The organism is Listeria monocytogenes, from assembly GCF_013282665.1.
Taxonomy (GTDB): domain Bacteria; phylum Bacillota; class Bacilli; order Lactobacillales; family Listeriaceae; genus Listeria; species Listeria monocytogenes_C.
This window is the reverse complement of the sequence record NZ_CP054041.1, coordinates 2,039,666-2,053,196: the sequence shown is the minus strand read 5'-3', so window position 1 is coordinate 2,053,196 and position 13,531 is coordinate 2,039,666. Positions and strand designations below refer to the sequence as shown.

Genomic DNA, 13,531 nt, shown 5'->3' with positions numbered 1-13,531 from the left:
ACAAGATTTTCCTTCGTCTTATTCCTCTTCTATTCTATCACGCCTAGACATTTTTACATAAAGAAGCAGTTTCAAACACAAAAATAACCAAATAAAATTATTTGGTTATTTTTTCCCTTGGCGGTAAAGATCTTTTGTTTTATAACCTTGACTTAAAATATCAATCATTTCTAAACGTCTTTTTTCTTGTGTCGCTGGTTGTTTGGCAGAGTAAATATAGCGCGCCCAAACACGCTGGTATCCCGTTGCTAAGTTATTATAGAAGGCTTGTAAATCATCTTTGTCTGCTAAAAATTCGGCGACAAGAGGGACATAATCGGCGTATTCATCTGCGGAAGGATTGTTTTTCTTAACGCCCTTTGCTTTTAGTTTTGCTGCTTCTTTTAGTCCAACAACCGTGTATGTTTCATCGAGCGCGACCATTCGCGTGAATTTGAGAGTGCTACCGTCCACGTAGCCTTCTTCATCGGTTTTTAGCGCTGGCATGAGTTCATCGCGGTGTACATATGTAGTGAACTTTTTATTGCCTTTTTTGGGGTAGGCGAAAAATAAATAACCATTCGCAGCAAGTTTATTTTCAACAATAACTTTTTGCACGAACGTAATTAATTCTTCTAGCGTTTCAACAAAAGCAAAAATTAAATCGTATTGTTTGTCTGCTAGTTTTTCTTCGTAATTTGCTAGATTTTGGAAATAATCCGCTCCATCTGGTTGATTTAGGATGACTGCTTCTTTATATTTAGTCAGTTGTAATTTTTCTACTATTGTTTTCTCTGCCATATTCCAGCACCTCGTTTGTGTTGTTTGTTTCAGTATATAGACTTCCCTCCAAGTAATCAAGCCAAACTAAACACAAAAAAGACCAAGCACCACCGCTTGGTCTATAAATCATTTTATTTAAAAACAACAATCTCATTAATTTCAATCGACGGATCTAAACTTTTCGCAACCGGGCAGGCGTCTTTCACTAAATGGACGGCTTTTTCGGCTTTCGCTTCATTGCTTTTATCCACTAAATCCACCGTAAAAGTAACATTAATTTTCGTCAAAACATGCACAGCACTTTCTTGATCTTGCTCATAATCTATATGAATGCTTAAATCATTTATATCAATTCTTTTTTTCTCAAGTAACGTTTGATAGACATATCCGCTACAAGCAGCAACCGCCGCAACAGTTATTTGAACTGGAGAAAAACCTTCTTCTTTAATTAATGTCCAGTTTCCACTTGGATGTACAAGTTCTAATACTTTCCCATTTTTCACTAAATCCATGATTCATTCCTCCAATTTAATCCTTACAATTCTTATATGAATAATAAGATTATAGCTCAAATAAAAAGCTGTGTCCAATTTCCGGCACGAAAAAAAGAATCCAAGTTTAGCTTGGATTCTTTTTGAGCGGTCCCGACGGGATTTGAACCCGCGATCTCCTGCGTGACAGGCAGGCATGTTAACCCCTACACCACGGAACCATATGTATAAAAAATGAATAAAAAAGTGACCCGTACGGGATTCGAACCCGTGTTACCGCCGTGAAAGGGCGGTGTCTTAACCGCTTGACCAACGGGCCAGATAAAAAGCGAAAAATGAATATATATTCAATTGAATTCATTTCTCTTACACCAGCTTTTTTATTATAACATAATCTGAGTGACTGTCAACGGCTTTTTCTAATTTTATTTACAATTTTTTTATCTTCTACATTTTATGCATTTTTACTCGAATAAAAAAGTCAGCAATGCTTTATGGCACGCTGACTTTCCTTCACTTTTCCCGATGATCAACCATAATAAAACTTCTCGTATCATAGCGGTGTCTTGACCTAGAATATTCCACTGGTCTACCATCTTTCAAATACACAACTTGCTCCACTTCTAACACTGGATCATGTTTTCCGCATGCTAAATATTCTTGGTCATACTCAGATGGCTTATCGGCATTAATTTTCCGAAAGGCGCCGCTTAGCACGAGTCCTAATGTGTCTTGTAAGTATGCATAAATCGAATGATGTAAAATTTCTCTTGTTAAACCAGGAACTAAATCTGCCGGCATCGTTGTATGCTCTAACACATATGGTGCGCCGTCCAAGAGCCGTAACCGAATCAATTTGTACACCGGCTGGTCTGCTTTTATTAAAAGTTGTTCTTGTGTTTTTTCATCTGGGAAAGCAATATCGAATGCAATAATTTTACTTGAGATTCGATTATCTCCCATCATTTTTGTCAAACCGTCATAATCCCGTAAACTCGCGTCTTGCTTATTAGCTAAGGCATTTTTCATCACAAAAGTTCCTGCACCCCGTTGTCGGTAAACAAGTCCTTCAAGCGCTAAAACGTCAAAGGCTTTTTTTATTGTCATTCTGCTACAGTCATAGGCTTTACATAAGCTTACTTGATCAGGAAGAATGGATTCTGGTGGGTAAGTACCATTGTTTATTTTTTCGCGGATATCTGCTGCAATCAATTCATACTTAACCAATTCGATCGCTCCTTCACTTGAATTAAAAATGTCTAGTCATTTCTAGTCAAATTATAGCATATCGAAAAGGAAAACATAACTTATTTGATAGCCGCCTCTGATTCTCTCGCAATATTTGTACGATCGACTAGTTTTAAGAATGGGTACCAAATAAGGAGAACGATGAAGAAATCGACTACTTGTAGCGCCCCACCTAGCCATGAGTTGGTTGCGAGAATTCCATTGATTACAATGGGCACCGTCCAAGGAACAGCAACCCCGGTTGGAGCAGGAACAATACCAGCTGCCATTACGAAATAATTCAGGGTAGTTACAATCAAAGGTGCAATAATCCATGGAATTAAAATCGTAGCATTCAATACAATTGGCATACCAAAAAGTGCTGGCTCATTAACGTTAAAAATTCCAGGTCCAAGTGCTAATCGGCCAATTTCTTTACTTTGCTTACTCTTCATTAAGAATGCTAGCGCAATAACGACTGCTAAAGTCATTCCAGATCCGCCCATACCAACAGTAAAGACTTCCATAAATGGTTTCGTAATAATATGCGGCAATGGGAGTCCAGCTTTATAGGCATCTAAATTTTCAAGCATTAACGTATTCCAAATCGGGTCCATTACCGAGTTGACGATAATTTGACCATGCAGGCCGAAAAACCATAATACTTGGACAAAAAATAAAGCGATTAGTGTTGGAACAATTCCTGAACCCAGCCCCACTAAAGGCTTTTGAATAACAGTATAAACAACATCATGTAAGTTTGTATGGAAGAAGAATTGTACTATAACATTAATTGCTAAAAAAATACTTAATGTTAAGATAGCGGGAATAAGTGCTGCAAATGATTTAGCTACAGCAGGTGGAACTCCTGCAGGCATTTTGATTGTCCAATCCCGTTGAACAAAAAATCGATATAATTCTGCAGCAATAAAACCAGTAATCATTCCGATAAACATTCCTTTTGCCCCAAGTCGATCTAACGAAAGCGCTCCGGTAATAAGCTCTCCATCAGGACTATTAAAGAAAAATGGCGTTAAAATCAAGAAGCTAGCAAGGGCAACTGCCCCTCCATAAATTGCTTCAACTTTATAATATTTAGATAGTGAATATCCAATTCCAAAAACAACAAAGACAGTCATAATACTCATCGTGGCGCTTTGGGCATTCCCGAGATACAACTGTAAAACTGCCTTCGTTTCATCACTCCAAAATGGTAGATTCATTAAAACCACCGCAATCGAACCAAACATTGTTAGCGGAAATGCCAACATGAATGCATCTCTTAAAGTGGTTAAGTACCTATTCTCTCCTAGTTTTGCAGCAAGAGGCATTAACTTTTCCCCAAGTAACTCCATAAACTTATTCACTTTACTTCCCCCAAACATGATATTTTTCTAAAAAGAAAACGTTTTCTATTTATTATTATACTCATTTAATATTAAATGTCTAGTCTTTTTAAAATAAAAGACCAAACAAAAAAAGACTTCCATCATCACAATGAAAGTCTCGTTCTTATTTTTTCTTCTTTTTTGCTAGCTTTTCTGCTGCTTTTTGCTTATTTTCTGCTAGTCGGAAAAGTGTCATTTCTTTAATTAACTCATAAGGGACTTCTTCTTTGATTGGAAACTGTACAGCACCTTTGGAATGCTTGTAATTTCCAAGCTGAGATTCAAACGCCGCAATGCCACTAGAAGCTGGATAAAACCCGTAATGATTTTTTGCAACAGCGAAGTGCACCAGATTCCCTTCCAAATAAAAAGTCGGCATTTGATAACTTATTTTCTCTGTTGCTTCCGGTGCAGCAGCTTTAATCGTTTCTCTGATTTTTTGCAGCACTTCTTTTGTTTCCGGTGGCGCTTGGGTAATATATTCATCAATCGTTGTAAATTCTAGTTTATTATCCATAGTCCTTTCCTTTCTGAAACGTTTTTCTTATTATAGCAAATTTCCTAATACAATTTAACTTATCACAACTTCACCAGCAACGATTTTCAGTAAAAAATCCGCAAACGAGTCTGCTACAACCAGACTTTCTTCAAATTCAGGTTCCGAACTATGAACAACACTTCCGTCATTTAAAGCGATAGCATAATATTCATAACTACCACCAACACTCATCATAATTGGTAAATGTGTATTCCAAAATAGTTTTATTTTATTCTCTAAATTTTTATCACCTTCTGCTGCTTCTAAACTCATTTCTTCAAAAGAATTCCCCGAAAAGGCGTCATCCCCATTCTCTAAAAAATCTTCTTCCGACAAAAACCAACAAGTATCAGCCGCATTACAGCAAAGGTTAATTTGCGCATAAAAAGCTTTATATTCGTCTGGTATATTTACATATCTTTTTAAAATCTGCTCTGGAAATTTTTTCTCTACAGCAGACAAATCTATTTGCCAATTATTATTTTTAGCCCATGCAAGAAAATGATTTATTCGTTCCATTTAAGCTACCTCCCACTATTTAGCGTTCCATTCGTCTCTAACTTTCATCAAAATTTTGCCTAGACGATTTTCTCCCGAGCCATCTCCACCATCGCCCCAATAATAATCATTTTCCGTATGTTCCACTAAAATAGCATTTCCAGTGGCTAAAAGTTTTTCTTTCACTTCTGAATGTTGCTCTACTTTTGCTACATCAATTGTTTTTTCACATTAATTACTTTCTTAATAAGCTTTTTATCCATAAACTTTTACGCTTGGAAATAGTGTTCTGTAGTCATATAAGTCACACCATCTATGACAACTGGATGTAAAGAGAAATTAGAAAAACAGCCATAGTCCGCATTTTCACTATAAAAATGGATAACCTTCATTTTGCACCTCCGAGTATTTACGTTATGTTTTTTGCAACTTGAGCTTATCTTTCCAAATAACTTTAGCATACATATAGACGCAAATCCATCGCTATTTTTCCACAAAAAAAGACACTGCTTAGTTTCCTAAACAATGTCTTTATAAGTTATTACGGAGAAGGAGGGATTTGAACCCTCGCGCCGCGCGAGCGACCTATACCCTTAGCAGGGGCACCTCTTCAGCCACTTGAGTACTTCCCCAAACTCCACAGGCAGGACTCGAACCTGCGACCGATCGGTTAACAGCCGATTGCTCTACCAACTGAGCTACTGTGGAATTATCTGACTTCCACTAGTATACGCAGAACCTGGCAAAATTGCAAGACTTTTCATGCGTTTTCTGTATAAATTTTCTTGGAACCTGTTTGTATTAATTTTCCACCACAACTGCCACAGCGATAACGGTTCACATTGAATCTGCGTTGTCTTAAAAAGGACTTCCCGCAACTTTTGCATGTATATTCATGCATGGTAATTTCACGTGGTATCGTTGCACAAAATCTCGGTGCGTCTACTTTTTTTAATAACTCACGGAAATCTTGATCGCGATGCTGATAACCTTTTTTCTCTAAATGAAGGTGATAATGACATAGTTCATGCTTCATAATCCCGATAAAGTACGCTAATCCAAAGTTTTCTAGGTACTTGGGGTTCATTTCGATATTATGACTTTTTAGCAAATAGCGACCCCCAGTGGTTCGTAAGCGCGCATTAAACATGGCTTGGTGGCGAAATTCTTTTTGGAAAAATTGCAGCGACACTTCTTCCATGTGTCGCTGCAATTCTGCTTGATTCATTATTTAACACTTCCATTAGGATTTAGCATAGTTAAAGCAATACGGTTTTTCTTTGTGTCTACTTCATCTACCCAAACAGTTACAACGTCTCCTACTGAAACGACATCCATCGGGTTTTTAACAAAAGAATTGCTTAGTTTCGAAATATGCACAAGGCCGTCTTGTTTCACACCAATATCAACAAATGCGCCAAAGTCAACTACATTCCGAACGGTTCCTTGTAATTCCATGCCTTGTTTTAAATCTTCCATCGAAATAACATCTTGTTTTAAAAGTGGTGCTGGAAGCTCGTCACGAAGGTCGCGACCAGGGGCAATTAAATTATCAATGATATCGCGCATGGTTTCTTTACCAATGCTTAATTTCTCTGCTTCTTCTGGGATACTAAGTGCTTGAAGTGCAGCTTTTAAATCCTCGCTACCAATATCTTTCAATCCGAAACCAGCTGCTTTTACAATTTGTTCAGCTGCCTTATAACTTTCAGGGTGGATTGCGGTTTTATCAAGTGGATTTTCACCTTCCAAAATACGTAAGAAACCGATACTTTGTTCATATGATTTCGCGCCCAGACGGGGAACCTTTTTCAACTCTTTACGAGAAGCGAACGAGCCGTTTTCTTCGCGATATTTACGGATATTATTTGCGACTGTCTTGTTTAAGCCAGCAACATATTGTAACAGAGAAGCCGAGGCCGTATTAACGTTTACGCCCACTTGGTTAACGGCCGTTTCAACGACGAAAGTTAATGTTTCATTTAAACGCTTTTGTGCTACATCATGTTGATATTGCCCTACGCCTACAGATTTTGGATCGATTTTCACAAGTTCCGCTAGTGGATCTTGCAAACGACGACCAATCGAAACGGCGCTACGCTCTTCTACTTGATAGTCCGGGAATTCTTCGCGGGCAGTTTCACTCGCTGAATAAACACTCGCGCCAGCTTCATTGACGATACAATAATAAGCGCTCGATTTCGATTCACGAATCACTTCCACAATAAATTGCTCTGTTTCACGTGACGCTGTTCCGTTACCAATTGCGATAACTTCCACTTTGTATGTGGATAAAATTTCCGCAATTTTTTGTTTTGCTTCAGGACGACGCGCTTTTGCTGTATGCGGATAAACAACGCCGATTTCTAGCACTTTCCCGGTTTGATCTAATACAGAGAATTTACAACCTGTTCTAAAAGCCGGATCGACCCCAAGAATAATTTTTCCTTTTAAAGGTGGTTGTAAAAGTAGTTTGCGCAAGTTCTCGGAGAAAATATGGATGGCTTGTTCTTCGCCTTTTTCTGTTAATTCACCGCGAATTTCACGTTCAATTGCCGGTCCGATAAAGCGTTTATAAGCATCCATTATCGCTTCTTCTACGTATGGTCGTGTTGGAGAATTACGATTTTGGATCACTTTTTCAAATAGATATTGGAAAATTTTTGTCGTATCTACTTGGACTTGTACACGTAAAATGTCTTCTTTCTCCCCGCGGTTAAATGCAAGAATACGGTGACTTGCTACCTTACCAATCATTTCGTTAAATTCATAATACATTTCATAAACGCCTTTTTCGTCTGCTTCAGCGTTTTTCGCTCTGGATTCAATCATCCCAAATTTGCGCGTAAAGTTACGAATCCACTCACGGAAACTAGGCTCATCACTGATTTGTTCCGCGATGATTTCATGTGCGCCGAGTAAAGCATCTTCTGCTGACGCTACTTCTTTTTCTTCTGAAATATAGTTTGCTGCTTCTTTCAGTGGGTCCGCATTACTAGGGAAGCTCATTAGCCAATCAGCAAGCGGTTCTAATCCTTTTTCTTTCGCAATCGTTGCTTTTGTGCGTTTCTTTTGTTTATAAGGACGATATAAATCTTCGAGCGCTTGGTGTTTTTCTGCTTTGGTAATGGCTGCTCTCAGCTCGTCTGTTAATTTCCCTTGTTCATCTATTAGGCGAATAATTTCTTCTTTACGAGTTTCTAATTTTGTTACATATTCAAATGTTTCTTCAATATCGCGGATTTCTACTTCATCTAAGCTACCAGTCATTTCTTTACGGTAACGCGCGATAAATGGAACTGTGTTACCTTCTTCCATTAATTTGATAACGGCATTGATTTGCGCTGGTTTATACGTTAGCGATTTTTGGACTAATTTTATTATTTTATCTTGCATTTGTTCCATACTTGATAGCCTCCAATTATTTCATTATCTACTAAGTGTAACATAATTACGTTTCAACTGACAAAAGCTATCAGTCTCCTTTATTTAAAGCATTTTCCGCATAATGAATTGCATCTTCGGTATGGGAAAAGAAGTGTTCTTCGCCGATTCGGTCGTAAAGTCCGCTACCTTTCAAACTTTCTTTCGCTTTATCTGTTAGTCCAGTAATCAAAATTTGCCCGCCTTGCTTCGAAAATTCTTTTTCAATTTGGTGGAAATAGCCTTCTGCTGTAGCATCAATAATCGGTACTTTCCCCATTCGCAAGATAAGATATTTTGGTTTAACATGGATTGCTTTGATAATATTTTGTTGAAAAATCTGTGCTGCACCAAAAAACAATGGCCCACGAATAGTAAAAATACTCATTTTCTCGTGTAAATGAGGAGCAATTTCGGCGCCTTCTGGTTCGATTTCTTCAATTTGCATCGAACTTCCCATTTGTTTAGCGAAAAGCACCACTGCCAGCAGTAAACCAACTTCGACGGCCACAGTTAAGCTTGCAAACACTGTTAATAAAAAAGTAATAATCAGAACTAACGTATCACCCGATTTTAACTTAATAATGTGTTGGAAGGTTTTTCGTTCGCTCATATTCCAAGCAACTAGCATTAAAATCGGCGCCATTGCAGCAATTGGGATATTGACAGCTACTGGTGCAAGTACAAGTAAAGTGAGTAAAACGAAAATCCCGTGGATAACGCCTGAGACACGGCTTGTTGCGCCATTATTAATATTGGTTGCCGTTCTTGCGATAGCTCCCGTTGCCGGAATCCCGCCGAACATTGGCGTTACAATATTTGCGATACCTTGCCCAATGAGTTCGCGATTACTATTGTGTTTTGTATTCGTCATTCCATCTGCCACAACTGCCGAAAGAAGCGATTCAATCCCACCGAGCATCGCAATAACAAAAGCTGGCCCAATCAATTTACTCATATTCGCAAAAGTCATATCGGGAAATTCAAACGGAGGAAATGTACTCGGAATATCTCCATACGCTGACCCAATCGTCGGAAGCGCATCTGGGAAAAATAGCATAGCAATCGCCGTCGTAATCACAAGTCCAATAAGTGGTGCTGGAATTCTCGGTAAAATTTTCGGAAAAATAAATAAGACAAGCATACAAATACAGGAAATGAGCACACTATAGAAATTCCATGAATCTAAATGTAACCAGATCTCATTCATATTCGCGACAAATGATTCATGTTTTTCCATACCTGTTAAACCGAGGAAGTTCCCCACCTGCCCCATAAAAATCGTGACAGCAATCCCGGCTGTAAATCCGATTGTCACTGGTCGTGGAATAAATTTGATTAATGCTCCAATTTTAAAAATCCCCATTAAGCAAAGTAAGACCCCTGCCATCATCCCAGCAACTAGTAAATCTTGATAACCATAAGTTAATACGATTCCGAGTAACACTGGAATAAAAGCGCCAGTTGGGCCGGCAATTTGAAACTTCGATCCCCCGAAAATAGAAACGATTATTCCGGCTACAAAACTCGAATAAATCCCATATTCCGGACTCACACCTGATGCAATCGCGAAGGACATCGCTAGTGGTAAAGCTATAATGCCCACGATAATTCCCGCAAGCAAGTCTTTCCTAAATCTCGCCCACGTATAATCTTTTACACTATTCAACCAAACTTTCTTCAATTTGCTCCTTCTCTCTAATTTATATTTTAATCCGCGCGAAAAAACGCAAAGCAAGATTGCTTCACGCTTATTAAGTGATATTTATCACATGATTAAGTATAAAAAACTAGCGCTCTATTCTAATATACCATAAATAGACTAAGTTCTCATGTCCATTACGAAAAAAACGCCTTTTAAACGATTGCTAGTTTAAAAGGTGTTTTGTTATTCCGGAAATTTCCCAACTATAAAAGTAACATCATCTGTTGGAATATCTAATATATTACGCTCGATTAAATGCCCGATTTTCACTACACAAAGTGGCGATTCTAGGCTTTTTCTAACGCGAGAAAGAACAAGTCCATCTGAATGCATTAAAAACTTACTGCCTGGTTTATATTTAAATGATTGCAACCGATATTTCTGTTTTCGACCGGACAAAAATCCAGAACCAGAAAGCGGAAAAATAAGCTTATCTTCCATCCCAATCATATAAAACCGAATATTACCCATACCAGTATAATAAAGGGTCTTCGTTAAGTAGTCACCTTTAATAATAGCTACCGCAGCACCACGAAGTCCTGAAACAGCCTGATTCGCTTTTTCAAGCATATCGGTAATATCTGCATGGATATCCTCTTTTATGGCATCAACGGTCGCTTTGGCCGCTCTATTAGCTTCGAGCCCGCTCCCAAGTCCATCAGAAAGAACATACAAAAAACCATTTTTGTCTTCATGGGTAAAATAAACATCCCCGCAGTATTGTTGTAATGCTTTAGAACGTTGAAATACAAATAAATTATTTGATTCAACTGCCTTGTTCATTTACTCCACTTCCTCATTCTGCAACGCCTCTCGAAGTTTTTTAATAGCTTGACGTTGGATTCTAGACACATGCATTTGTGATATATCGAGTAGTTCACCCGTTTCTTTTTGACTGCGATTTTCAATAAATGTAAATTGCAAAATCTTCTGTTCTCGCTCATCTAAAACTGGGAGAACTTTCTCTAAGAGCATACGTTGATTCACACGCTCAAATCCATCATCCGTACCACCAACTACATCAAGTAACGTAATGGTACTTCCATCCGAATCTGCTTCAATCGAATGATCTACAGAAAGTGCTTGGTAACTTTTTCCCATTTCCATCGCTTCTAAAACTTCTTCTTCCGTGACACCGATGAAATCAGCAATGTCGCTAATTTGCGGCGAGCTTTGCAATTCTCTTGTTAGCTCTTCCACGGCATTTTTAATTTTTGGACCTAATTCTTTAATTCGACGCGGTACATGTACGCTCCATGTTTTATCACGCAAAAAACGTTTAATTTCACCAACAATCGTCGGCACAGCAAATGCTTCAAAGCTTTTCCCAAAAGTCGCGTCATAACGTCTAATAGCACCAAGCAAACCGATATTTCCAACTTGAACTAAATCTTCGTGAAAAGATTTACCTTGGGAATATTTGCGGGCAATCGATTCTACTAAATTTTTATAATGAACGACTAAATTATACTGGGCATCTTCGTCACCGTTTTCTTGATAAGCGGCAATCCAAATATACACTTTTTCTTTTGCTTCTTTATCAGGTTGAGATACTTTTGGCATTCTCCTCCACCTGCTTTTCATTAATATATTTGGTCATTACGACAGAAACCCCTTCATCGTAATAAAGTTTCACGTCATCCATTAATGTTTCAATTAAAAATAAACCTAGACCTCCGATACGCATCATCTCCGCATCTTCTCCTACTTCATATGGGCCAATTTCTTGTTTACGAGTTTCTAAGTCGAAGCTTGTTCCATTATCAGAAACACGAACTTCTAATTTGTCTTCATAAATAAGATATTCTACTGTAATTTCCCCATCATCTTCTCCTTTAAATGCGTGCTTTACAGAATTAGTGATGGCTTCACTTACGGCTATTTTCAAATCTTCAATTGCTTCATAAGAAAATCCTGCGCGACTTGCAATTCCTGATAATGAAAGTCTACCTAAACTAACATATTCAGGCTTGGCAGGAAGTTGTAATGTAATTTTGTCATGCATTGTTGCCATTCATTTCACCCTCTACATTTTTGATTTCAATGATATCTGACAATCCTGTGATTTCAAACAATCGGAAAAGTCGGTCGCTTAAACCAAACAAGACAAGTTCACTTTGGCGTTGACGTAAGCTTTTAAACGCTCCTACAAATACGCCTAATCCGGTGCTATCCATGTAACTTACTTCTGTTAAATCGATTCGAAGTACAATACCCTCTTTTACTTGATACACTTCTAGAGCTTCTTTTACCTTTGGCGCTGTATAAGCATCAATCTCCCCAGCAACAAATATATCTATGTGGTCAGTATCACGCTCTTTTATTTCTATACTAATATTCATCACTTCACCCCATCTAATTTAAGTATACTGTCGATTTTACCCTAACAAATAAAATTAAAACATCCAAAAATAAAAACGTTCCACTCTTTAAATACGTTTACTCACCAGTAAATGTTCTCTAAAGAATGAGGTCCGTCTTCACTTCTTCTTATTTAGTTCGCTTAATGCAAATAAGCGTAAAGTCATCATGCAACTCGAAATTTTGCATTTTAACTAATTAATCATAAATCGCATGTACCATTTTTTCAGCTGATAACGAAATATGTGCTGCAATAATTTCCGTTAATTCTTCACGTTCGATGAAACCATTAGCAGTTCTTGTTTCAGTTACACCATCTGACATAATAAATATGGCATCGCCCACTTCAATTTTCTTATCAAATTGACGGTAGACAGCATTTTTATCTACGCCGAGTGGTAAACCTTTGGCGTATAAGTCAGAAAAGCTGTTTTCTTTATGTTGATAGTAGAGGCCCAGCTCATGTCCAGCTGACCCATATTCAAACAAATATGTATCTTCATGATAAAGCCCATAAAACATCGTGATAAACATATTGTCGTTAATATTTTCTTCCGCTACTTGGTTTAATGATTCAAGCACAATAGATGGCTTTCTGTCATCTCCGGTCATTCCAGCTAATGCGTATTTTATCATAGAAATACTAAATGCGGCTGGAATTCCTTTACCAATAACATCAGCAAGCGCGATACCGATTTGTTTATCTCCTTCTTCTGTAAAGCTATAGTAATCACCACTCATTTGTCTGGCTGCGACACTAATAACCCCAAAATCAAGTTCATCGTGTTCCGGTACCTCTGTTTTCATTAACGTTTTTTGCATATCTTCCGCTTGAGCGATTTCACTACGTAATTCTTTTTGCTCGGTTCTTAGACTAAGATGTTCCATATAAGCTAAGCCGTAGCCTACCATTATTTCAAGTAGTACATCAAATGATAATCGTACGAAATCCGGCAACTCTTTTCCGTATAGTTCAAGAACCGAGCGATGTAAATGGACAATTTCTTCTGGTGATACTCGCTCTTCCATAGCTTCTCTGGATAATTTTTCGCAAGTATAAAGAATTTCTTCATCTTGATGTTCTAAATACTGAATAAGAATATCACGGTATTTCCCCTCAAAAGCTTTTTCCATTTTT

Annotated in this window: 13 protein-coding genes, 4 tRNA genes and 2 pseudogenes; all 19 read right to left on the bottom strand. The window is 37.9% G+C overall.

What is annotated here, in order from left to right:
* Positions 1–105: 105 nt before the first annotated feature.
* Positions 106–780 (bottom strand): YdeI/OmpD-associated family protein, encoded by a 675-nt coding sequence (locus tag HRK21_RS10320; RefSeq protein WP_069888493.1) that lies wholly within the window; start codon positions 778–780, stop codon positions 106–108.
* Between the two features lie 113 nt (positions 781–893).
* On the bottom strand, positions 894–1,274 hold the full coding sequence (locus HRK21_RS10315; protein WP_070006800.1) for an OsmC family protein: 381 nt from the start codon (positions 1,272–1,274) through the stop codon (positions 894–896).
* Between the two features lie 127 nt (positions 1,275–1,401).
* Positions 1,402–1,474, bottom strand: a tRNA-Asp gene (locus HRK21_RS10310).
* Between the two features lie 26 nt (positions 1,475–1,500).
* Positions 1,501–1,572, bottom strand: a tRNA-Glu gene (locus HRK21_RS10305).
* Between the two features lie 194 nt (positions 1,573–1,766).
* The gene (locus HRK21_RS10300; protein WP_003738517.1) at positions 1,767–2,480 is read right to left on the bottom strand and encodes a GntR family transcriptional regulator; all 714 of its coding nucleotides are present in this window, start codon (positions 2,478–2,480) and stop codon (positions 1,767–1,769) included.
* 80 nt (positions 2,481–2,560) lie between these two features.
* Entirely contained in the window at positions 2,561–3,847 is a 1,287-nt protein-coding gene (celB, locus tag HRK21_RS10295) for a PTS cellobiose transporter subunit IIC (protein WP_070006799.1), read from the bottom strand.
* Between the two features lie 145 nt (positions 3,848–3,992).
* A complete protein-coding gene (locus HRK21_RS10290) occupies positions 3,993–4,385 on the bottom strand; it encodes an iron chaperone (protein ID WP_003736083.1) in 393 nt (130 codons plus the stop codon).
* Between the two features lie 54 nt (positions 4,386–4,439).
* Positions 4,440–4,925 carry an SMI1/KNR4 family protein gene (locus tag HRK21_RS10285; protein ID WP_070006798.1) on the bottom strand — a complete coding sequence of 162 codons (486 nt, stop codon included), beginning with the start codon at positions 4,923–4,925 and terminating at the stop codon, positions 4,440–4,442.
* A 15-nt stretch (positions 4,926–4,940) separates the two neighbouring features.
* A pseudogene (locus HRK21_RS10280) lies at positions 4,941–5,296 on the bottom strand (NADAR family protein).
* 152 nt (positions 5,297–5,448) lie between these two features.
* Positions 5,449–5,536: transfer RNA gene (locus HRK21_RS10275), tRNA-Ser, on the bottom strand.
* Between the two features lie 3 nt (positions 5,537–5,539).
* A tRNA-Asn gene (locus HRK21_RS10270) sits at positions 5,540–5,612 on the bottom strand.
* A gap of 52 nt (positions 5,613–5,664) precedes the next feature.
* On the bottom strand, positions 5,665–6,132 hold the full coding sequence (locus HRK21_RS10265) for a SprT family protein (protein ID WP_069888490.1): 468 nt from the start codon (positions 6,130–6,132) through the stop codon (positions 5,665–5,667).
* On the bottom strand, positions 6,132–8,309 hold the full coding sequence (locus HRK21_RS10260; protein ID WP_070006797.1) for a Tex family protein: 2,178 nt from the start codon (positions 8,307–8,309) through the stop codon (positions 6,132–6,134). The genes HRK21_RS10265 and HRK21_RS10260 overlap by 1 nt, the downstream gene beginning before the upstream one ends.
* Positions 8,310–8,379: 70 nt before the next feature.
* On the bottom strand, positions 8,380–10,011 hold the full coding sequence (locus tag HRK21_RS10255) for a SulP family inorganic anion transporter (RefSeq protein ID WP_070006796.1): 1,632 nt from the start codon (positions 10,009–10,011) through the stop codon (positions 8,380–8,382).
* Positions 10,012–10,215: 204 nt separating this feature from the next.
* A complete protein-coding gene (locus HRK21_RS10250) occupies positions 10,216–10,815 on the bottom strand; it encodes a PP2C family serine/threonine-protein phosphatase (RefSeq protein WP_070006795.1) in 600 nt (199 codons plus the stop codon).
* Positions 10,816–11,595, bottom strand: coding sequence for an RNA polymerase sigma factor SigB (gene sigB / locus HRK21_RS10245; protein WP_003738508.1), 780 nt, complete (start codon positions 11,593–11,595; stop codon positions 10,816–10,818).
* Positions 11,573–12,046 (bottom strand): anti-sigma B factor RsbW, encoded by a 474-nt coding sequence (gene rsbW, locus HRK21_RS10240; RefSeq protein WP_003724820.1) that lies wholly within the window; start codon positions 12,044–12,046, stop codon positions 11,573–11,575. Before rsbW ends, sigB begins: the two co-directional genes overlap by 23 nt.
* On the bottom strand, positions 12,030–12,374 hold the full coding sequence (gene rsbV, locus HRK21_RS10235) for an anti sigma b factor antagonist RsbV (protein WP_003721460.1): 345 nt from the start codon (positions 12,372–12,374) through the stop codon (positions 12,030–12,032). The genes rsbW and rsbV overlap by 17 nt, the downstream gene beginning before the upstream one ends.
* A 148-nt stretch (positions 12,375–12,522) precedes the next feature.
* Positions 12,523–13,527: pseudogene (locus HRK21_RS10230) on the bottom strand (PP2C family protein-serine/threonine phosphatase).
* Between the last annotated feature and the right edge of the window lie 4 nt (positions 13,528–13,531).